This is a genomic window from Parabacteroides sp. KHUB-03 (genome assembly GCF_056640975.1).
This window is the reverse complement of the sequence record NZ_CM153257.1, coordinates 2,725,427-2,748,021: the sequence shown is the minus strand read 5'-3', so window position 1 is coordinate 2,748,021 and position 22,595 is coordinate 2,725,427. Positions and strand designations below refer to the sequence as shown.

The window sequence follows — 22,595 nt, the reverse complement described above, 5'->3', positions numbered from 1 at the left end:
TAACTCAAAAATATTTTTGTCTTGTGAATAATTATTTGATATGTAAATATTTACAATATTAACACATTTCATGGAATTAAAAATAGCCTAAATAGGCCTATTTTATTTTTCGTTTAAACTACTTTTATAAGTAAAGACTGTCATTAGGGGACAATAATTTATGGGTTAGGTCTTATTCTCTCTTTGGATGTAATATTCGAGATAACAAGCAAATTCGATAGCTTCTTGCATAGAGTGAACCTTTAATTTAGAAAACAACGATTTTATCTGATTTCGTACGGTATATTGGCCTTTGCATAAATCGCTGGCTATCTCCACTGTATTTTTCCCTTGTTTCAAAATAAAGTCACTTGTTTTATATCGATAATTTTTCCAAAACTAATGGATTAAAATGTCTTAAACAAGTAAATTCTGTTTTTATTTACCCCTCCCTTTGAGTTTTCCTTATTGCCTTACCTCCCCAATTGATGGCAAGGTTACGTTTACAAAATATTGGAATGAAAATCAGTATATCCCATTAGGAGACCCTGTTTTTACAGTAGTGCCTGCCACCTCCGATTTATTAATGGGAAAAGCTTTATTACCTATAGCATGTTCGGGTAAGGTGAAAGTCGGACAACGAGTGATTGTGCGTTTTTCAAACTATCCGGATCAGGAATTCGGAGTTGTGAACGGAACCGTTAATAGTATTTCTTTAGTTCCTACGGATAACAATTATACCATTGAAATTGCTTTCCCAAAAGGACTTACTACCAACTATGGTAAAACGCTTCCTGTCTCACACGAAATGACCGCTACCGCAGAAATCGTAACAGACGATCTTCGTTTGATCGAACGTTTTTTCATGCCGCTGAAGAAAGTGTTTCGTGAAGGGCTGGGGTTTTGATTTTTTGTCTTACTTATGAATAATCATTTTTCTTAAAGTTATTATTAAATATTTCCAAATTTTGAAAGTGCTTTTATGTATCACTTTTTGATTTTATAAAGATATATGTGGCTATACAGATCGCTACTTCACATGGCATAAGTTTGACTTTCCAATAACAACCTCATAATTAGAAGGGGAAGGGCAAAGATATTGAAACAAACAGTCTGAGCAAGGCTGACTATCTCTAATTTTCCTCCAAGCTGTATTTTCTATCATTTCTCTGTTCACTATATCAACTAAAGCATCTTTATAGATATTTCCTAAAACAGGACTATTCAGATTTGCGCTTACATCTCCATTCACGGATATTGTTAACGAACCAAAGAAATGTGAATTCATATTTTGGTGTATAAAAATTTGATTGAACGAGGTATTAAACTGCAAAATATCATCCTTACTCATATAGACATATTCTTTAAAGAAGTCCGAATTTGTATCTATATATACTGGATGTATTGAGAAATCATCTATTTTATATTTATCTATTATCTCTTCGGCTTTTGTACACTCATCATATTGAGTAACATAAAAATGAATTTTCATTTGTAAACTATTTAACAGTGATGAGGATAATAACAGTTGCTCTTTTTCCAAAGGAAAAGGTACAATAATATTGTAAATAAAGTTCGGATTCAAATTCACATTATTCACAAAGTCCAAATAATGGCTCCAGATATGAATTTTTCCTTTGAATTGAGTCAATAAAGGTAGTAAAGCTTCATAGTGTGGATACTGAAATATATTACCTCCAAATAAATTCAACTTTCCTATTGGAGCGTATTTAATTTGGGAAAAAATATGCTTTAATGCTGTAACGTCAATAGCCTGACATAGTTCGTTTTCTTTTAAATAGCAACATAATTTTTGTTTAGCAATCTTATTACAGTTACCACAATGATGATGACAAACATTATATAGGTAAATATTCAATTCTGACAAATAAAGTAGAACCATTTCTCCCACATCTCTCTCTTCTGTTTTTTGTAATTTATCAACGTCACATTGAATATTTAGAATAGGCATCATTTGTATAGGCCTTTCGGGAAAATCCATTATATCCTGAATATACCCCATTTCTTTCGCCAAAAAAGAACATAAGAAATCTTTGTACTCAGGTTTTACCAACCTATTACCTTTACAATAAACTGTACCAAGATTTTGTTTTTTATGCAGTTGCTGCAATAAAGCTATTATGGCTTTATTTTCAATCTCTAAAGACTTCCCATTTTTAGTATTATATAACAAAGCTTGTTTGTTCTTGATACAACAGTATACATAAGGAGCAATAACTAACCAATATTTTTTTTCTTTATCAAACATGTTGCATTTTGTTTTTATTCAGTTATGACCTCTTCCATTATTCTATAATAATCTGTCGGGTGCTTACGTAAAAATGCTATTTGATTTGATTTATACATTTCAAATGAATGCTTATCCATATATCCATAGCAAACGGGGGAATCCTCTAGCCCTTTAAGGTTAAAAAGACATTGTATACAAGATGCTGCTTTATGGCACTTCTTACATTGAGGTGCTAATTTGGCATAATAAGCATTATATCTATCAGCTATCATTTCAAAATCAAGCTCAACGCCACTGTCATCCGAAACTTTACCCAATGCAAAATGCTGTCCGATACGCTCACACGGTAAAATTTTACCGTTTACAGTAACGAACATTCTTTTACTAAATGGAAGACAGGTACCTGTAGGAATTTTCTTGTTTGTTCTGCCATATAATAAGTCTGAATAATTTCTAAACACATATCCACTGTATTGGTGAATGAAATGCGTCACTGTTTGATAGGTCGCTGATTTCAAGAACATCTCTTGTTCTATTTCTTCATAATTTTCAGCTTGATGTAAGCTCTCCTCTGAATTGCGATACGTATCCTGAAATAATTTTATTTTATCTGGGCTTACACCCATATTATTCAACTCGCCAATACTTGGTGTTTTATTATAATGTGTCTTAAAAAATTCGTAAATACTACTGACTGAATTCCGATTATGTAAGACTGCATTAAAATTCACTTTGTGTTCGAAATATTCTGGATATTTTTTACGCAATATTTCTATATTCCTAATAATGTCTGAATATACAACCTTACCTGTCTTATTTACCCGATAAGAAGTTGCGTGTTCATCTCCATCTAAACTAATAAGTAAATTAAAACCATGATCTACCAGATAATCCATATACTGATTAAGAAGTAATGCATTAGAAGTCATCGAGAAAACAAAACTACGATTTGAGCAAGGAAGCTTCTCTATATAATCTACTATCGATTTAACAAATGTCATATTCAATAACGGTTCTCCTCCATAAAAACTTATATATGTATATCGCTTAGCAGAAACATTATAATCAGAATTCCAGTAAGAAGTTAAATAATCTATCAATTTTAGAGAAGCAGGTAAACTTATTTTTAAATTCTTACGCTTATCATAGTCATTATATAACTCACCATAGTTGCAATATTTGCAGCATAAGTTACAAGCATCTGTCACCTCAAACGTTAATTGCCGCAGATTGGCTAACTGAAATTTGACATCATCTGCTGTTAAGTACTTATTATCCATTATATTAAATTTCTATTTTTTGCATTTTCTAAGACATAAGAAGACAAATAGTATTCAGGATTGTCATATATACAGGTGGGTTGATTATTATTAATAAGTGCCTCGTAGTTTTTTTGAATACAAGGTCCCATGCAAAGGGGTAATATTCGACATTTCTCACAACATTCATTTTCGAATGTTGCCTTAGCAAACATTTTACTGATTATCCCATCATTCCAACTTATCAATCCATCATTTTGTAAGTTCCCTATCATTAATTTTTCATTATAGTCACGAGCTGTACATTTAAATATTTCACCATTATAATTGATTACATAATGATTAATACTGTCCGCATAGCAACATTTGTAACGAAAAGGGGTATAGGTCCAAATGCGAGATCTGAATCCGGACTTTGTAAATAAGTCTCTTGTTTCTTTCAATAATTTATGCGTTTCATTTGTGCATGAAACCTGCCACACTTTCTGAAAATCAATCATAATACATTTTCTACTATTTTCTGTAAAATCATTTATAATATCTTTTATGTCCTTCAGTGTCTGTCTATCATAATTTATACGTAAACAAATTGCTATATCAGGAATCAATTCTGTTAGCAAATTTATATTATTCATAACATCTCTATATGTACCACGTTTATTGGCATAGCACTTAATAAGATTTTGACGCTGTTCATTTCCATCAATAGATATTTGAATGAAATTAAATTTTGCCTCCTTCATATATTTAATTTTATTTTCATCCAATAAAGTGGCATTAGTTGTGATTTGTTGCTTAAAGTCAACTTGATATTGCTGTGCAAGTGGCAATGCAAAATCTGACACACTCTTTATTATTTCATTAAAATACATCAATGGTTCACCTCCAAACCAATCCAACAGTATTGAATTCGATTTATGTTTAGTTACTAACCAATGAATGTGCTTTAATAAATGATCTACCACTTCATCACTCATCCTGTTTTTGTCGTGTTTTGTTCCGGCATAATCAACCGAACAATACCAACATTTCAGATTACAATCTAAGGTTGGATTTATCGTAAGATGATAATTTCTATTCATATACACACTTCGCCTATTCTGGAGTTTGAGATAGGCCAGTTCATCAAAATCAGATTGCAGAATGAAACCAGACTGTTGGAATGCAGCATATAAGTCCGGGTATTTTTCCTGAAACGTCGGTAAATGCTCCATCAAAGTTTCAATTACAGCATACTCTTTTGCTTCTATTGGCAAAAGAGTATCAGACAGTGTATTATAAAGTATAGTCCCCTCAGGATATTCAATTTCAATGTTGTATCGGCTTACTTTATCATTCATGTTATTTCTTTTTAATTATCTTTATATATCAGAGTTCAAAATTCTCGCTCCTATCCACAATCACTTTTATTTTCAATCGCTTTCCTTGGCGATTGATATCATACATAAGCGTATCTTGCAGTAGTAATTCCTTCTTTTCTTCAGTAGTACATGTTTTAATATCTTTCCCATTAACAGCAATAATTTCATCCCCCTCCTTTAATCCCGCTTTCTTACAATAATTCTCATCATAATCAGCTATTTTATCAATAATAAACTTTCCTTGTTTATTCATGTTGGAAGACATGTGAAAACGTTTGGACAATGGATTGAAAATACGCTGAAAGCTCTTGATTGGCAATAAGCCTAGTTGCTTGTTTTTCAAATCAAAATAGACATTAAATCTTTTGAGAAAGTTCAGTCCTATCAAATATTGACCAGGCATTGAAGTAGGAAAGTCGGCTGTATGAATTCTCAATGAATCCAATTGTACCTGATTGGATAGGGTAGCGTTCACAATAAAGCGCCGGAAATAATAGGGCTCTTGTACCCAGACTGCATCTTGGCGGCTGTTGAAAAAATCAAATTCCGGAACTCCCGAAATCAGAACCACATCCCAATGCATACCGGTGTCTATCAGAAATCTACGGTTAAGCGTCAAAGTATCTCCATCTGAGAAGGTCACTTGCAGGGGTAGGTCAACGTAAACCCGAGAAAGTGGATCTCGTGTCAAAGGAAATGTCTGGCAGTTTTCCGGCATAACGAAGTTTGAGTCAGAATGAATCTCTATATAATTATGTTCAAAATTCAGTTCCCATATATGTGTTGTATCATTTTGTGGAATATGAAACAATCCATCAGAACAATCGCACATAGTTCCTTTCCAATCCCAAACATTCATTCTATTAAACAAAAGACTTGCCTCTCCCACGCGAATAGTCATTGCAGCAGAATAATATGCCGAGGCTAGTGCACTACTACCTTTAGACCATGCCGTTCCTGTTGGTAATATTGCATCTGGCAATGAATGCATAATAGCGGGATGGGTTATACAATAAGAAGAATCTAAATTAAGAATAGTTGCCCCCGTATCAAAGACTAAATTTGTAGTTATACTGTCATTAAAATGTACCGGCAATTCCATCCTTAGAGTTTTCGGATTAATAACAAAAGATACCCGATTGGGGAAACTCTCTTGCATAGGTTTCGTACAACAAACGCTTACCGCTATAAGGGCAATAACGAAGCCGGAGTGACAGATGGCTTTATGGATTTTATTCATATTAGCAGATTATATTGGTTTATACTGCACTACTAGAATAACTTCTATAGTAGTGCAGTGGTTTGTTAATCTCAAATCACACAAGTTTTCCTTACAAGATACCTATGTGCACAGTTTATCAAAAGCAGAAGCTGTTAACTCCACAAGACGAATTTGGTGTAGGTAGACAACAAGGATGAGAGCCGTCCGATGTATATCCACCGGCATTATTAGCGCCACTATTCGCACTTGTGGTAGAACCACCTTGGCCTTCGTACGCACAACTACATTGACAACAACCGGGAGTTCCTCCTCCTAGAATACGGCACATACTTCGTTCATTCAACTCAGCTCTTGCCACTTCATTCAATTTTAACTTCTTTAGTTTCATCTATTAGAATTATTTAGAGTTATACGATTAGAACAAATAACTACTTTTTGCCAATAAAGCCACATGAGTTTTTAGTATAGTCGGTACTTATTGATGCAAAAAATCAATAAATACCTTACGTGCTAATTTTATTTTTCCCTAGTGTCCAAATGTCACCAGAAGGGATAAATAGTGAAACATAAATTGACTTCTTCATAAAATCACTTGATTATAAACGTTCTGTTTTTTATATATCAGAGTTCAAAATTCTCGCTCCTGTCCACAATCACTTTTATTTTCAATCGCTTTCCTTGGCGATTGATATCATACATAAGCGTATCTTGCAGTAGTAATTCCTTCTTTTCTTCAGTAGTACATGTTTTAATATCTTTCCCATTAACAGCAATAATTTCATCCCCCTCCTTTAATCCCGCTTTCTTACAATAATTCTCATCATAATCAGCTATTTTATCAATAATAAACTTCCCTTGTTTATTCATGTTGGAAGACATGTGAAAACGTTTGGACAATGGATTGAAAATACGCTGGAAGCTCTTGATTGGCAATAAGCCTAGTTGTTTGTTTTTCAAATCAAAATAGACATTGAATCTTTTGAGAAAGTTCAGTCCTACCAAATATTGACCAGGCATTGAAGTAGGAAAGTCGGCTGTATGAATTCTCAATGAATCCAATTGTACTTGATTGGATAGTGTAGCACCCACAATAAAACGTCGGGTATAATAGGGCTCTTGTACCCAGACTGCATCTTGGCGGCTGTTGAAAAAATCAAATTCCGGTACTCCGGAAATCAGAACTACATCCCAATACATGGCGGTATCTATCAGATATGTATGATTAAGCGTTAAAGTATCTCCATCTGAGAAGGTCACTTGCAGGGGTAAGTCAACGTAAACCCGAGAAAGTGAACCTCGTGTCAAAGGAAATGTCTGGCAGTTTTCCGGCATAACGAAGTTTGAGTCAGAATGAATCTCTATATAACCATGTTCAAAATTCAGTTCCCATATATGTGTTGTATCATTTTGTGGAATATGAAACAGTCCATCAGAACAACTCATATGCGTAAATCCTTTCCAATCATAAACGTTCATCCTATCAAATAGAAGGCTCGTTTCTCCCACATGAAAAGTCATTGCTGCAGAATAATAGATTGATGCCGGTACACTATATTTAGACCATCCAGTCCCTGTTGGAAATACAGCATCTGGCAATGAATGCATAATGGCGGGATGCGCTATACAAAAAGAAGAATCTAACTCCAAAGCCGTTCCTCCCGTATCAAAAATTAAGTTTGCAGTTACACTGTCATTAAAATGTACCGGCAACTCCATCTTTAGACTTTTAGGGTTAATAACAAAAGATACCCGATTGGGGAAACTCTCTTGCATAGGTTTCGTACAACAAACGCTTACCGCTATAAGGGCAATAACGAAGCCGGAGTGACAGATGGCTTTATGGATTTTATTCATACTGGCAGATTATATGAGGTTATACTGCACTACCAGAGTAACTTCTGTAGTAGTGCAGTGGTTTGTTAATTTCAAATCACACAAGTTTTCCTTACAAGATACCTATGTACACAGTTTATCAAGAGCAGAAGCCGTTAGTTCCGCAAGACCAATGTGGTGGATTTCCACAGCAAGGATTAGAGCCGTCCGATGTATATCCACCGGCATTATTAGCACCACTATTCGCACTTGTGGTAGAACCACCTTGGCCTTCGTACGCACAACTACACTGACAACAACCGGGAGTTCCTCCTCCTAGAATACGGCACATACTTCGTTCATTCAACTCAGCTCTTGCCACTTCATTCAATTTTAACTTCTTTAGTTTCATCTATTAGAATTATTTAGAGTTATACGATTAGAACAAATAACTACTTTTTGCCAATAAAGCCACATGAGCTTTTAGTATAGTCGGTACTTATTGATGCAAAAAATCAATAAATACCTTACGTGCTAATTTTATTTTTCCCTAGTGTCCAAATGTCACCAGAAGGGATAAATGGTGAAACATAAATTGACTTCTTCATAATATTTGAAAAACTAAGATTATATAGACCTGATATCAAATACATTTCCAATGACAAGGAAATTTAATTCAATATCATTAATTCTTCTGGTTTTTATAGATTTCAAGAGAATATCATAATAAAAAAACAGCTCTTGCTTATCTTCTTTTATATAAAACTCATACTTCCTGTTTCTATCTGTTAGATCAAGATATCCCAAATGCAGAAGTAATGTTTTGCTAAAATGCATATTACCAGAATATGGAACTGATTTAAAATGTAAGTGTCGTTTTGCATTAATTTGCATCCGTCCCTTATTCCTGAACATCCTCCATCTAAACCATAATCCATTTTGAGATAATGGATGAGAATCTAACATATCCGTCCGGTACGTCTCCATGCTATCCCACAAATTTGCAATCCAAACCCCTACCGTATCTACATCGTCTCTTTTCATCACCTCCCTCAAATCCACAAACCGGTCATCAAACCGTTCGTCTGCATCTATGAAAATGAACCATTCCGCTTTAAAGAACGAGGCTATGTCCAACAGGATATTGCGGTTTTGTTTGTCATTAAATTCGGTACGCGCTTTTTTCGCTTTGATTAATAGTTTATCCGATTGGGCTATCCGGTAGGTATCGTCCGTACTTTCATCGTCCAGCAAGATGATACCGTCACAATATTTCTCTACACTACGCAAACAATCAGTTATGCGTTCAGATTCGTTGTAAGTAGGGATTAATGCAATCAAAGGATATGACTTTTCAAATATATCATCTGACAGTAGATCAAATTGCGTTAAGGTTAAAAGATAATCCTGGCATTGCTGTTTGGCATAAGGATGTTCTTTCCAGTCATATTCTACCGTATAATTGGTTCCCCAATCAGATTTATTCACATTTATCTCTACAGGCAAAAGTATCTCCGATAATAATTCATTCTGTATGACTGTTTCCTGATAGAAACCTTCTTTCTGAATCGATATAGTTTCCGGGAAAAACAGTTGATGGATGCCAGCTAACTCCAAACGTTTGCGCAAATTGTCATCGGCGTCTCTCCATTCGGCATAATGTTCATCATATCCGCCTACCTTTTCAAAATATTCTTTTTTAGCCATGACGCTTCCATATGGAATCAACTTATCCATATACCGGGTTTGACCGGCAGCATAATGTTCCGGGTAAGAATCCTGCTTTTCGCGTAACTCATAGATTACGTCTGAGCAAAATTCCAATACCGGATACATAATCAAAACGTATTGTTTCGTTGCCTGTCGGATGCCGGCATTAAAATCAGTTGCCGGATTGTGTTGCGAGTGATCTTGCCTATTAATCACTACTTTCCAATTGATAAATGGATAAGTACGGATATAATCCAGTGTCTCTTGCTGTTCGTTCGGCTTATTGATCACCAGCACCACTTCAATACCGTTTCGTTCATAGTAGTTCGATTCAGACGAGAATACCCGTTTAAATTCATCTAACCGGCCACAAAGTGGTATTACGATGCTTAAATCAAAGTCCGGCAACTGTTTCATGGTGAAAAAAGTATTAGTTTCTCTTTCCACAATTCATACAGATTAGACCAAAGTATTCCGGTTTCCTCTTTATTATATCCGTTTCGTTCGGCTAACTCCAGTACAGACAAAGTTCCGTCACACTGTTTCAGCAGGTTGGCCATTTCTATATCTATCTCGCCAAAACACCCGAACCCACGCATCAGATTTTGTTTTCCGTCCGATTCTTCCAAAGCAAACAAAGAGGATAAGCGGGGCTTTAACGAATACCTTTCGCTGCGTTTGTTTATCGATGCAGACAAACTGATTATCCGCTCTGTTTCTTCCAATATTTTTTTATCAATAATAATTTTACCATAATCCGCAAATATCTTTTTTTGAACCTCAAAAAAAGATTTCAGGGAATCAGATGTAAAATACTTTCGAATTTCCACTTCCAACAAATCCAAAGGAACCATTTCTTTGAAGCAAGCACCTTTACGACCTCTAAAAGAAACAGATTGCAAGTGGTCATAGTTGGCAGGCGTCACCATTCCTCCCAGGCCGTAATCTCCTAAAATAACACAGGGTTTACAAAGTGCCATCGCACGCACTGCATCAATACCTGAGGCTACCACCAAATGCGCTCTCCTATAGATGGAAAGCTTGTAAGAGCTAGGTGCGACTATGACAAAAGAAGGCAATGCGTTCTTTAAACATCGATATTCATCTGAAACGATAGTTAGCAGGGCATTTGTTTTATGCAGAAAAGTCAATAATTTAAGGTCACTTTCCTTGATTGTATTTCCGGTTGGACAATAAACAATCCGGCAATACTTCGGTTGTTGTTCGTAAAAGTAGTAATTAGCCATTTTCTTCACCGGATAATTAAAATGAAGCATCATTTCTTCCGGTATACCAAAAGCCGGCAAGGCTGCATCACTCATACTCAGTACTCCATACAGATTTTTAAACGGAGCAATGTAACTATCTAAACGGTTCGTTGTAGCAATAAACAATGCAGGAGATTTACCCAACCGCTTAAGCTGTTTTTTATAGCGTATAAGGCTAAGCGAATTTTGAATGATAATCAGATCGTAAGATTGTCCCTCTTCATAGCTTTGCTCAGAAAACAGGTCTCCCAACAGATGAAGTTGATAATGGGCAGATAACAACTTAACCAGATAGCCGGATATTTCTCTCGAACAAGTATCCAGTCCTTCCTGTGTTCCTATATATAATATTGAAGAGTAGCTTATAGGCATATATGAGAGATCTAAGGTTAAATTATTTTTTCCAAAACTAATGGATTAAAATACCATAAACAAGCCTATTAAGAAAATGTCATTAAAATGTCATTAAATTAAAAACCAATTAGTAGCAGTCATTCAACAGATATAACTATAGTATTGTCGTCCTCTGATATATTACATAAGTTGCTTACATCGCTATTTTTATTTGCTTTAGTTCTTTTTTGATGTTAAGGCTTCTATTCAATTTTATTTATACATTCAAAATATTATATTTTGATCGCCCCTATTTATGTTTATTTCTTATACTTAGCCAACATAATTACCGGGTTTGACTCTTCATTCAATCCGGCTGCAATTTCTTTCAGTTTGCCTTTCAGTTGTCCTTTCCCGTAGGCTTCCACAAGATCGGGGGCTTCTAATATTTGCACAAATGCAATTTCCTTATTCCCAAATGTGATTTCAGAAGTCACGGTTATAGGCTGTTTATTGTCAATATCTGCATTATACATTACATATTCAAATATGGCATTCATCTGTTTGTCATACATTAGGTTAGTTCGTTTATGTCCGGTATTATTTACCCAATCCCATTCGGCCTTTACGGTTTGCATGAAACAGTATTGGTCTGTAAGAACTGCCGGATATAAAAATACACTTGGTTTCATAGATTGTATCGAGGGAGTCCGAATTATAAGAGGTACCATGCTATAGTCGGAAAAAAAATCGTATATCGTATCTGATGAATTTTCCATAAGCATCCAACAGTTGTTACCATGGGGAACTAGTGTACGATTACGAATTGGCATCAAAGAACTTCTGTCGGCAGGAAATAATATCGATGACACTTTCTCTTTATATGGAATTTCAATCTCTTTAATAATACTTCCGTCTTGTTTAGATATAATCAAAAATACATTTTGGTTTTCCTGCCAGTTTTTATCTAAAGCATTGTCACGACATATTAAATGATTTCGGTCGAAATTGTATATTTCCATATGATATTGGCGATTTTCCTTGTGGTTGAAGCTTCGTTTGAAATTCCCGAACAGATCATATACCAATATTTTTTCTGAGAAATGATCATTGACAAAAATTTCATTATTGTCTTCATCTAAAGTTACTCCTAAGAGAAATGTATATTCTTTGGAGCCTTCACCTCGATGATTGATTTTTCTTAAAGCTTTGCCATTTCTGTCAAAAATAAATATATCTCCATCGGAGGATCTTCTCCTATTTCTGACTATTATGATTTCTTTGCTAATTGCATGAAGCCATCCTGTAGTGATAAAATCATCTTTCGTCTCCAACGGAATGTATTCTACATCCATAAAGTCCTGAAGAATTAATTCCTTTTTTGGATAATTTGCTGTAACATCTACTGTAATAAAGTTATCAGTCGATTGGTTATTCCCTTTTCCGCATCCTGCCATTATGAATAGGATCATTGCCGGAATTAAATTTAGTTTTTTCATCTCTGGTAATTTATATATTCAAGGTACTTCATTAAATCGTAAACATATATGATGGGCTTACTTGCTTTTTAGCATTTGCCTGGTACGGTCAACAAAAGAATTATTTCTCCTTTCTGTTAATAAATAAAGTGGATATTGAGTTTTGGATGATTTTTTCAAAGATAATTAAAAAATCTTTGTGTATAAGCATATTACGAAAATTTAATTAAAATGGCATTAAAAAAGAAACTTTGAGAGATTGCTGCCCTTGTTTGAATGTTTATGAAATGACCATGTTTTCGTTGCTGAAAATCATCGGGATCTTTTTATAAAATGATCCCGATGATTTCAAAAAATGATCCCGATGAAATTTTTATTTGATAAAAATCATATCTTTGGTCTGTTGTAAGGCGAATGAATAAAAGCAAGTTTGTTATGAAACCGGAAATTACTGTCATAATATGTGCTTTTGCACTGGTGTGTTCTTCCTGTGTGCTGAATACTCCGAAAAATGATGTGGAATATAATGGCTTGAATACAATTGAAATAGCCAGTGTGAATGATTTAATATCATTTTACCAATATACGGAAGATCGTATTCCGTTGATTAGCGGACATCGTGGCGGCAGGGCAAAAGGTTTTCCAGAAAATAGCCTTGAAACTTTTGCTAATACACTGAGTTATACCCCTGCCACTTTTGAAATAGATCCCCGTTTGACGAAGGACAGTGTGATTGTTTTATTTCATGATGATACATTGGGAAGGACTAGCAATGGAACCGGAAAAGTTTCAGACTATACTTGGGAGGAGCTACAGAAGTTACGCTTAAAAGACCCGGATGGCAATTTGACGGATTGTAGGATTCCTAAACTGGAAGATGCCATCCGTTGGGCTAAAGGTAAGACTGTGCTGATACTGGATAAGAAAGATGTTCCGATGGAACGTACGGCACAACTTATAACCGATATGGAGGCCGAACCTTACGTCATGATAACGGTTCATAATGGTGCTGATGCCCGTTTTTACTACGAGAAAAACCCTGACTTTATGTTTGAAGCCTTTGTTAAAACTAAGGAGGCGTTGCAAGACTATGAAGCAAACGGGATTCCCTGGAATCATATTATGGCATACATTGGTCCGCAGGTAACGCCGGAAAATCTCGAAGTGATGGATATGCTTCATGAGCGTGGAGTTATGTGTATGGTTTCGGCAGCTCCTACGGATGATAAATTGCCAACGGAAGATGACCGGGCGGAAGCTTATCGCCAGATAATCCGGAAAGGTGTGGATATTATAGAGTCGGATCGTCCTATCGAGGTTTCGAATGCTATTTCTTCATTTATCTCGGGAGACAGCAGCAAGGAAAAATTCTTTGGCTTACAGGACACCGAATAAAAGGCATATTATCTTATATCTTAATACTGTAAAAAACAATTGACTAAACATGAACAATGAATTAGAAATGAACTCTAACACATTAGTGGAGTTCCTGCAGAAACCCGCTTCGGAATTTACAAAAGCCGATATGATCCGGTATATCAAGGAAAATGATATACACATGGTGAATTTTATGTATCCGGCAGGTGACGGGCGTTTGAAAACCTTGAATTTTGTTATTAACAATCTTGCTTACCTGGACGCGATATTGACATGTGGCGAACGTGTCGATGGCTCCAGTCTGTTTTCTTTTATTGAGGCCGGAAGCAGCGACTTATATGTTGTACCCCGTTTCCGTACGGCGTTTCTTGATCCTTTCTCGGCTTCGCCTACTCTTACAATGTTATGCTCTTTCTTTAATAAAGACGGCGCTCCGTTGGAAAGTGCACCCGAATATACGTTGCATAAAGCTTGTAAGGCTTTTACCGATGTGACGGGTATGGAGTTTCAGGCAATGGGAGAACTGGAATATTATGTAATTGCGCCGGATGACGAACTTTTCCCGGCCACAGACCAGCGTGGTTATCATGAATCGGGCCCGTATGCCAAGTTCAATCAGTTTCGTACCGAGTGCATGAAATATATTGCGCAAGCCGGCGGACAGATTAAATACGGACATTCGGAAGTCGGGAACTTTACATTGGACGGTATGGTGTATGAGCAAAACGAAATAGAGTTTCTTCCCACGCGTGCCAGCGATGCTGCCGACCAACTGATGATAGCAAAATGGGTTATTCGTAATCTGGCAAATGAATATAGTTACAACATCACTTTTGCACCGAAGATAACTGTTGGAAAAGCAGGGTCGGGTTTGCATATTCACATGCGTATGATGAAGGATGGGAAGAACCGGATGTTGGCAAATGGCATCCTTTCTGAAACGGCACGCAAAGCGATTGCCGGTATGATGGTATTGGCTCCGTCTATTACTGCTTTCGGCAATACAAATCCTACTTCTTACTTCCGTTTGGTTCCCCACCAGGAAGCCCCTACTAATATTTGTTGGGGAGACCGGAACCGTTCCGTTCTTGTTCGTGTACCGTTGGGATGGTCGGCAAAAACGGATATGTGCATGTTGGCTAACCCTTTGGAAGAGGAAAGCCATTATGATACAACTCAAAAGCAGACTGTGGAAATGCGTTCGCCGGATGGGTCGGCCGATTTATATCAATTGCTTGCAGGGTTGGCTGTTGCTTGCCGTCATGGATTTGAAATGGAAAATGCTTTGGAGATCGCAGAGAAGACGTATGTTAATGTAAATATTCACCAGGCCGAGAATGCTGCCCGGCTGGAATCATTGGAGCAGCTACCCGATAGTTGTGCGGCTTCTGCCGACCGCCTGCAACAGCAGCGTGCCATTTTTGAGAAATACAATGTATTCAGCCCGGCAATGATTGATGGTATAATAAAGAAACTGAAGTCATATAATGATGCAACTTTGCGTGCGGATTTACAGAATAATCCCGAAGGAATGAAAGAGCTGGTTAAGGCTTATTTTCATTGCGGATAAGGTAAATAAAAAGGCGGTGTGCCATCTGAGTTCCGTAATAGCTTTTGGGGCACACCTTCTTTTTACAACATTCCCAGTTCGGTAAACATCTTCCGGTAGACTTCTGCTTTTTCTTCCAATGGTTTAGGATAAGCGCGTGAAGAAGAGGGCATACGATACAAACGAAGCGTGCGGCCGGATAATTCAAACTCCGTGTATGTACCGACTTTTGGCTCCTCCATTTCCGGCAATACGGATAATAGTGTTTCCATCGCTTTCTGGCCTGTCACAACAATGGCTTTGCATTCGGGAATACGATTGAGTATTTCTTCAGGATTGAGCGGCTTTACCACTTCCAGAAACTTGTCGGATGCATTGTCTTTCTGACGGATTACTTCCATAGCCGTATCGCCGATACCGACTCCATTTTTCAGGCAGAAATTCTTTGCTTTCTCTTCACTGAACGTTTTTTTTGTTGCCAGAAAATAGTCTTTATCCGCATGGAACAGTAATCCGAGGATACGCCACATATCATTTTGTATGTTCGGATAGTAGAAATTCATCGACCACCTTGCTTTCGGAGGAGGAAAACTGCCTAACATAAGTAAATGTGTATTCGCCGGCAAAAAGAAACCAAGCGGATGTTGTTCTATTGGTTTATTGTCCGCGTCCATTCTTTTTAAGCTCCCGTTTATTGTCTTCTTTAGCTAATAAAACAACGTTATACACAAAGTTGGAAATCCATTGTTCCGAATAGCCTAGTGTTTCTGCATATTTACGGATGCTCCATGCTGTTTTCTGTACGCTGACGTCTTTCCATTCAGACTTGGTAAGAATGTCGTGAATCGTTTTTTGTGTCATATTCTTTAGTAGCTTCTTTACCAGCATGGAAAAACGGAATTTCCATTGCATCAGATTACCAAGCAAGGTAAACAGGTCGTTGTTGAAACCCTGGAATACGAAAAAGTATGTTTTGATATCGTTCTGGGTTTTACAATTCTTTTTTACGGAGGCATCTATTTCTTTGAAGAAAGACTCTTCCAGCCCGTAATCTTGCATTAGTACTTTGCGGACACGTGATTTTTCTGCAACTCCCAGTTTGTTGTTTTGGGTCGGTATCTTCAGCATACGTTTGAACAATGCCATGTCGGGCAAGATGTTCAAATTGGTAATACCGAGGTTGACAGCCATTACGGCTTGATAATATACACGGATAAGAGATACAAATTCTTCAACTGAACCTTTGCCGGTTTCTTCTGCTACGTCGCTATTCTTCCTGAATAATTTAGAGATTATATTCATCACTGTTTATTATATTGATATTTACGGGGACAAATGTAATAAAACTTGCCTTGTCTACCGATAAACTATTCAATTCTCTCGACAGTAACTTCCGGAAATTCTTCCATAAGGGTAAGTAAATGGCTTTCTTCTGTGTTCTTTTTAGCTTTTATTACCATAGTGACAATGTAAGAATCGGTATCTGTATGGTTGAGATGCTTCATCTCATAGGATGAAATAATATGTCCGCGGTCATTTAAAAGGCGGGCTATCTTTTTAATAATATCTTTTTGGTTTGTAGAAAAGACAATCAGCGAACTGCGTAGTCCGATGCTTTTAAAAATGTAACTTAATAATTCCAGCCCGATTAGTGTAAGAATAGTTGCGGCTACGCCTATTGCGTACATACCGGAACCTATGGCTAACCCGATACCGGCTGTAGCCTATATGCCGGCAGCTGTAGTCAGGCTACGTACAAATTGTTTATTATTGGTTTAAGCGCCATTCTCTGTGAAAAGAATCTATAGCCTCTTTTACTGAACCATGTAAAAGAAGAAGGTGTTTCGCCTGTTCATAATCCAGGCTTAGTTCTTCCATGATCATGCGGGTTCCGCGGTCTACCAACTTTTGGTTGGTGAGTTGCATGTTTACCATTCGGTTTCCTTTTACCCTTCCCAATTTTATCATGGTGGAGGTGGTAATCATGTTAAGTACCATTTTTTGTGCTGTTCCGCTTTTCATCCGTGTACTTCCGGTGACAAATTCAGGCCCGACTATCGGCTCGATAGCAATGTCTGCTTCACTGGCCATAGGCGAATCCGGATTACATGAGACCGAAGCTGTCAGGATGCCGCGTGCCCGTGCGTTGCGCAGAGCCCCGATAACATAGGGTGTTGTACCCGAAGCTGCTATACCTATTACAGTATCATTTTGGTTGATATGATAGGCTTCCAATTCTTTCCAGCCTTTTTCCAAATCGTCTTCTGCTGCCTCGACAGGGTTGCGTAGTGCTGTGTCTCCTCCGGCAATTAGTCCGATAACTAAAGTGTTTGGCATTCCGTAAGTGGGTGGAATTTCGGATGCATCCAATACTCCGAGCCGGCCGCTGGTGCCTGCTCCCAAATAGAAAATCCGTCCGCCTTTTTTCATTCGTTCCACAATAGCCGCGACCAGTTTCTCTATTTGCGGAATTTCTTTATTTACTGCAATTGCTACTTTTTGATCTTCCTTGTTAATGTCTTCCAGTATTTCCCGGAGAGACATTTTATCCAGATCATTATATAAAGAATCGGATTCTGTGATTTTTTGGAATGCCATGTTAGTTTATGTATGTGAGTGATAAGAAATCAGTCCGGGCATTGGAGCCTTTTCTATATTTCCTGTCTGCAAATTTAATGATAATGCGGCTTCTTTCAGAATTTCTTTGTAATAGAATGCAATAGATCCTGTGAAATGTATAGGATATTTGTCGAATCCGTCATATTGCATTACATTGCGGATAAAGAAATTGCGGAAACCGGAATATACGATGTTGTAAATGGGTTGTTCGGTTATATTTTCGAGCAGAAACCGGGAAAGTGTTGCCAGGAAACGATTTGGGAAAGGCTGTTTATATACCCTGTCTAAAATTATGGCCGGAGTCAGATCGTATTGTTTCATGAACTTGTCGACTAAATATTCCGGTAATTGACGTTTCAGGCAATCGCCTATAAGAGTTTTCCCTAAAACAGCTCCACTGCCTTCGTCTCCCAGAATAAAACCTAACGGGGAAACATGTTCTACTATTTCTTCTCCGTCAAACAGGCAAGAATTAGAACCTGTACCTAAAATACAGGCTATTCCCGGCTGGGTTTTGCATAGAGAGCGAGCTGCAGCCATCAAATCGCTGTAAACTTCTATAGGTGCAGGTATGTGACGAAGTAAAACATCTGCTATGATCTTGTTTTTCTCAGGAAAAGCACATCCTGCCCCGTAGAAATAAATGGCATCTATTTTGTAGTTTGCAATAGCCGGGCAAAGTGTATCTTTTATTTCTCCTGCAATTTCTTCAGGAGATTGGAAGTATGGATTTGTTCCTGCTGTTAAAACTGTTTGGACGGAAATCCCTTTTATATTGTCCGCAATGCACCATTCTGTTTTTGTGGAACCACTATCGGCTATTAGAATCATAAATGTGATATTTAAAAATTAAAAACGATTCTCTGGATGATATATACGGCAGCTCCGGCCAGATAGCCAAGCAAGGCTATAAATGAAATACGTTTCAGATACCATAAAAAGTTGATACGTTCCAATCCCATAACGACAACTCCTGCAGCCGAACCTATAATCAACATACTTCCTCCTACACCGGCACAGTATGCCAGGAATTGCCAGAACACGCCGTCTTGCACGAAATGAGACATATATACGGGATCGGCAGCTGCTGCAATCATTGTTTCATTCGCTATGGGATACATACCCATTGCTCCGGCAACCAAAGGAACATTGTCGATAACAGCCGATAATGTACCGATAATTAAATTGACAGCATACACATTACCAACAGTTTTGTCCAGCCAGAGGGCAAAGCCGGTAAGTGCTCCGCTACAGCGTAATGCGTCTACAGCTAATAAAATACCGAGGAAGAATAGTAATGTTGAGCCGTCTATACGGTGGACAACTTTGGAAAGACGCAGCTTTAAGTCTTCTTCGATCCGGTTATTCCTGTACATTATTTCGGTATAGAACCATAAAATCCCTACTCCCATAAGGATGCCCATGAAAGGAGGCAGATGTGTCAATGTCTTGAATATCGGGACAAAAAGCAGGCAAAATACGCCTAATATAAGAATGGATAGTTTTTCTTTTGTTTTTAAGAACTTTAGTACCTCTTCATTCGGGTTGTTATCGAAAACATTCGGGGGTGTTACATTTCCGTGAAGGTATTTCATAACAAACAAGACCGGAACCAGAGCAGATACTATACTAGGCAAAATCAGATGCGGAATAGTGGAAGCTGTGGAAATATTTCCTCTTACCCATAACATGATTGTTGTTACATCTCCGATCGGAGACCAAGCTCCTCCGCTGTTGGCAGCGATAATGATAATACTCCCGAATACCCATCTGTCTTTATAATCCCCGATTAATTTGCGTATCAGCATAATCATAACGATGGAAGTAGTCAGGTTATCCAAAACGGCAGACATGAAAAATGTAATAATCGCCACCATGAATAAAAGCTTGCGTTTCTTTGTTGTGATAATACGGTTGGTGATAAACATAAATCCACCGTGTACGTCAATGAGTTCAACCGTAATCATTGCACCAATCAGGAAGATAAGTGTTTCGGCTATTTCTCCGATGCTATCCAGAACCTGATGCTCTACGACAAAATGAATGCATTGTTCTTTAAAAGAGAATAATGAATAAGATGGGTTATTTTGTAAAAATTGTTTGAATTCTTCGACGGATGCATTGGGTATGAAAGAAGGTGCCCCGTATGTATATAATACCCATAAAATGGTTCCGACAAGTAAAGCCGTTCCTGCTTTGTTAATCTTTAGCGGATGCTCCAGGGCAATCAACACATATCCGACCAGGAAGACGATGATCATGTATGTTAACATAATGTATATGTATTAAACGTGTATTTTTTAACGATGCAAAAGTATGAAATTTCTAAATCAATTAACACTCTGTGTATGTAAATGGTTCTGTTTTTATTACTTTTGTCCCAAAAGAAAAAGGTAGATTAGATGTCACAATTAAATATAAACGGGCTGACTAAGAGTTTTGGAGACTTGGTTTTGTTTGAAGATATAACATTTGGTATTGCACAAGGCCAGAAGATTGGTCTTATTGCGAAGAATGGATCCGGAAAAACAACCTTGTTGAATATTATTGCCGGGAAAGAGGACTATGATAGCGGCTCCGTTGTTTTTCGTAATGATTTGAGAGTTGGGTATCTGGAGCAATCTCCTGCTTATCCTTCCGAACTGACTGTTTTGCAGGCTTGTTTCTATTCTTCAAATGAAACCGTTCGCCTGATAGCCGAATATGAACAGGCTATGGCTAGTGATGACCATTCTAATCTGGAAGATATCCTTCTCCGGATGGATAACATGAAGGCGTGGGATTATGAGCAGAAGGCTAAGCAGATTTTAGGGCAACTCAAGATTTACAATTTTGACCAGAAGATAAGTGAGCTTTCCGGAGGCCAGTTGAAACGTGTGGCACTTGCCAACGTACTGATTACCGATCCTGAATTGATTATTTTGGATGAACCTACCAACCACCTTGACCTGGAGATGACCGAATGGCTGGAAGGATATCTGAGCCGTGCCAATATCAGTATATTGATGGTGACTCACGACCGTTATTTTCTGGACCGTGTATGTAGTGAAATTATCGAGATAGACAGGAAACAAATCTACCAATATAAGGGGAACTATAGCTATTATCTGGAAAAACGCCAGGAGCGGATGGAGGCATTGAATGCCGAAGTAGACCGTGCAAGCAACTTGCTTCGTAAAGAATTAGACTGGATGCGCCGTCAGCCGCAAGCGCGCGGAACGAAAGCCAAATATCGTATTGATGCTTTTTATGAACTGGAAAAGAAAGCAAAACAGCAGCATGAAGCCGGTAATGTTAATCTGGATGTGAAAGCTTCGTATATTGGCTCGAAAATATTTGAGGCAGAACATGTAAGTAAAAGTTTTGGTGATCTGAAAATTACGGAAGATTTCAATTACGTTTTTGCCAGATATGAAAAGATGGGTATTGTAGGGAATAACGGAACCGGGAAGTCTACTTTTATTAAAATGCTGATGGGTGAAGTTGAACCGGATAGTGGCCGTTTCGATATTGGCGAAACTGTGCGTTTCGGTTATTATAGTCAGGATGGTTTGCAGTTTGACGAACAAATGAAAGTAATTGACGTAGTACAGGATATTGCTGAATATGTTGACTTGGGTGACGGCCGTAAAATGGGAGTTTCCCAGTTCCTGAATTATTTCCTTTTTGCTCCCGAAAAACAGCATAGCTACGTTTATAAGTTGAGTGGAGGCGAGAAACGCCGTTTATATCTTTGTACGATACTGATGCGGAATCCGAACTTTCTTGTGCTGGATGAGCCAACCAACGACCTCGATATTATTACTTTGAATGTATTGGAAGAATATCTTTCCAATTTCAAAGGTTGTGTGATTGTTGTTTCACACGACCGATATTTTATGGATAAAGTGGTAAGCCATCTGTTAGTATTCCGTGGTAATGCTGATATAAAAGATTTCCCTGGTAATTATACACAATACCGGGAATGGAAAGAAGCGATTGATCTGCAGGAGAAGGAAGCAGCAGCAGCTCGTCAGGCCAAGTTAAGTCCTGTTCAGGAAAAACATAACCGCTCATCTGACGCACCGAAGAAAAAGCTTACATTTAAAGAACGCAAAGAATACGAAGCGCTTGAAGTTGAGATACCTGCCCTTGAAACGGAAAAGGCAGAACTAGAATTGGCTATGAGTAGTGGCTCATTATCAAATGACGAACTGATGGCAAAAGCGGATCGCATTGCCAAAGTAATAGATGAAATTGATGAAAAGACAATGCGTTGGTTGGAACTAAGCGAATTTGCATAATATAGAGAAAGCTTACTTCCTGTTGATTGCGAATAAAGAACCCTTTTATTCATTTGAGTTGGTCTTTTGTTTTCTTACATTTGCTCCCTGTTTG

20 protein-coding genes and 1 pseudogene are annotated in these 22,595 nt (G+C 37.5%); 4 read left to right on the top strand and 17 right to left on the bottom strand.

Going from position 1 to position 22,595, the window contains the following annotated elements:
* Positions 1 to 165 precede the first annotated feature (165 nt).
* Positions 166 to 318 (bottom strand): helix-turn-helix transcriptional regulator, encoded by a 153-nt coding sequence (locus ACYIB7_RS11805; protein ID WP_480338476.1) that lies wholly within the window; start codon positions 316 to 318, stop codon positions 166 to 168.
* 115 nt (positions 319 to 433) lie between these two features.
* On the opposite strand from ACYIB7_RS11805, the gene ACYIB7_RS11800 reads away from it, so the two are divergent.
* Positions 434 to 886 carry a beta-barrel domain-containing protein gene (locus ACYIB7_RS11800; RefSeq protein ID WP_480337165.1) on the top strand — a complete coding sequence of 151 codons (453 nt, stop codon included), beginning with the start codon at positions 434 to 436 and terminating at the stop codon, positions 884 to 886.
* Between the two features lie 123 nt (positions 887 to 1,009).
* Here ACYIB7_RS11800 and ACYIB7_RS11795 read toward each other — a convergent pair whose 3' ends face one another.
* The 10 genes from ACYIB7_RS11795 to ACYIB7_RS11750 form a co-directional block, all read right to left on the bottom strand.
* Positions 1,010 to 2,248: a TIGR04150 pseudo-rSAM protein gene (locus tag ACYIB7_RS11795; RefSeq protein ID WP_480337164.1), complete on the bottom strand. Its 1,239-nt coding sequence runs from the start codon at positions 2,246 to 2,248 to the stop codon at positions 1,010 to 1,012.
* A gap of 14 nt (positions 2,249 to 2,262) precedes the next feature.
* Positions 2,263 to 3,510, bottom strand: coding sequence for a radical SAM peptide maturase (locus ACYIB7_RS11790; RefSeq protein WP_480337163.1), 1,248 nt, complete (start codon positions 3,508 to 3,510; stop codon positions 2,263 to 2,265).
* The gene (locus ACYIB7_RS11785) at positions 3,510 to 4,829 is read right to left on the bottom strand and encodes a radical SAM/SPASM domain-containing protein (protein ID WP_103984264.1); all 1,320 of its coding nucleotides are present in this window, start codon (positions 4,827 to 4,829) and stop codon (positions 3,510 to 3,512) included. The genes ACYIB7_RS11790 and ACYIB7_RS11785 overlap by 1 nt, the downstream gene beginning before the upstream one ends.
* 28 nt (positions 4,830 to 4,857) lie before the next feature.
* The gene (locus ACYIB7_RS11780) at positions 4,858 to 6,090 is read right to left on the bottom strand and encodes a PDZ domain-containing protein (protein ID WP_480337161.1); all 1,233 of its coding nucleotides are present in this window, start codon (positions 6,088 to 6,090) and stop codon (positions 4,858 to 4,860) included.
* 118 nt (positions 6,091 to 6,208) lie between these two features.
* Positions 6,209 to 6,460 carry a TIGR04149 family rSAM-modified RiPP gene (locus tag ACYIB7_RS11775; RefSeq protein WP_480337160.1) on the bottom strand — a complete coding sequence of 84 codons (252 nt, stop codon included), beginning with the start codon at positions 6,458 to 6,460 and terminating at the stop codon, positions 6,209 to 6,211.
* A 233-nt stretch (positions 6,461 to 6,693) separates the two neighbouring features.
* Complete coding sequence (locus ACYIB7_RS11770) at positions 6,694 to 7,926, bottom strand: PDZ domain-containing protein (protein ID WP_480337158.1); 1,233 nt, start codon at positions 7,924 to 7,926, stop codon at positions 6,694 to 6,696.
* Positions 7,927 to 8,044: 118 nt separating this feature from the next.
* Positions 8,045 to 8,296, bottom strand: a complete 252-nt coding sequence (locus ACYIB7_RS11765) for a TIGR04149 family rSAM-modified RiPP (protein WP_103984263.1) — start codon at positions 8,294 to 8,296, stop codon at positions 8,045 to 8,047.
* A gap of 215 nt (positions 8,297 to 8,511) precedes the next feature.
* Complete coding sequence (locus tag ACYIB7_RS11760) at positions 8,512 to 10,011, bottom strand: glycosyltransferase family 2 protein (RefSeq protein WP_480337156.1); 1,500 nt, start codon at positions 10,009 to 10,011, stop codon at positions 8,512 to 8,514.
* Positions 10,008 to 11,234 carry a hypothetical protein gene (locus tag ACYIB7_RS11755; RefSeq protein WP_480337154.1) on the bottom strand — a complete coding sequence of 409 codons (1,227 nt, stop codon included), beginning with the start codon at positions 11,232 to 11,234 and terminating at the stop codon, positions 10,008 to 10,010. The genes ACYIB7_RS11760 and ACYIB7_RS11755 overlap by 4 nt, the downstream gene beginning before the upstream one ends.
* A gap of 281 nt (positions 11,235 to 11,515) precedes the next feature.
* Positions 11,516 to 12,694, bottom strand: coding sequence for a 6-bladed beta-propeller (locus ACYIB7_RS11750; protein ID WP_480337153.1), 1,179 nt, complete (start codon positions 12,692 to 12,694; stop codon positions 11,516 to 11,518).
* Between the two features lie 414 nt (positions 12,695 to 13,108).
* Here ACYIB7_RS11750 and ACYIB7_RS11745 point away from each other — a divergent pair, with 414 nt between their 5' ends.
* Both ACYIB7_RS11745 and ACYIB7_RS11740 read left to right on the top strand, forming a co-directional pair.
* On the top strand, positions 13,109 to 14,068 hold the full coding sequence (locus ACYIB7_RS11745; protein WP_103984261.1) for a glycerophosphodiester phosphodiesterase family protein: 960 nt from the start codon (positions 13,109 to 13,111) through the stop codon (positions 14,066 to 14,068).
* A gap of 49 nt (positions 14,069 to 14,117) precedes the next feature.
* Positions 14,118 to 15,620: a glutamine synthetase family protein gene (locus ACYIB7_RS11740; RefSeq protein WP_103984256.1), complete on the top strand. Its 1,503-nt coding sequence runs from the start codon at positions 14,118 to 14,120 to the stop codon at positions 15,618 to 15,620.
* A 62-nt stretch (positions 15,621 to 15,682) separates the two neighbouring features.
* On the opposite strand, the gene ACYIB7_RS11735 is transcribed toward ACYIB7_RS11740, so the two are convergent.
* The 6 genes and pseudogenes from ACYIB7_RS11735 to nhaD form a co-directional block, all read right to left on the bottom strand.
* Positions 15,683 to 16,273: a uracil-DNA glycosylase family protein gene (locus ACYIB7_RS11735; RefSeq protein WP_103984255.1), complete on the bottom strand. Its 591-nt coding sequence runs from the start codon at positions 16,271 to 16,273 to the stop codon at positions 15,683 to 15,685.
* Positions 16,257 to 16,901, bottom strand: coding sequence for a hypothetical protein (locus tag ACYIB7_RS11730; protein ID WP_455628947.1), 645 nt, complete (start codon positions 16,899 to 16,901; stop codon positions 16,257 to 16,259). Before ACYIB7_RS11730 ends, ACYIB7_RS11735 begins: the two co-directional genes overlap by 17 nt.
* A 65-nt stretch (positions 16,902 to 16,966) precedes the next feature.
* Positions 16,967 to 17,365 (bottom strand): annotated as a pseudogene (locus ACYIB7_RS11725) (MgtC/SapB family protein); the annotation flags it as partial.
* 1 nt (position 17,366) lies between these two features.
* Positions 17,367 to 18,197: an N-acetylmuramic acid 6-phosphate etherase gene (gene murQ, locus ACYIB7_RS11720; protein WP_480337151.1), complete on the bottom strand. Its 831-nt coding sequence runs from the start codon at positions 18,195 to 18,197 to the stop codon at positions 17,367 to 17,369.
* Between the two features lie 6 nt (positions 18,198 to 18,203).
* Positions 18,204 to 19,049: an ATPase gene (locus ACYIB7_RS11715; RefSeq protein WP_480337149.1), complete on the bottom strand. Its 846-nt coding sequence runs from the start codon at positions 19,047 to 19,049 to the stop codon at positions 18,204 to 18,206.
* Positions 19,050 to 19,060: 11 nt separating this feature from the next.
* The gene (nhaD, locus tag ACYIB7_RS11710) at positions 19,061 to 20,491 is read right to left on the bottom strand and encodes a sodium:proton antiporter NhaD (RefSeq protein WP_480337147.1); all 1,431 of its coding nucleotides are present in this window, start codon (positions 20,489 to 20,491) and stop codon (positions 19,061 to 19,063) included.
* 129 nt (positions 20,492 to 20,620) lie between these two features.
* Between nhaD and ACYIB7_RS11705 the strand changes: the two genes are divergently transcribed.
* Complete coding sequence (locus ACYIB7_RS11705) at positions 20,621 to 22,501, top strand: ABC-F family ATP-binding cassette domain-containing protein (protein WP_480337145.1); 1,881 nt, start codon at positions 20,621 to 20,623, stop codon at positions 22,499 to 22,501.
* The last annotated feature ends 94 nt before the right edge of the window (positions 22,502 to 22,595 follow it).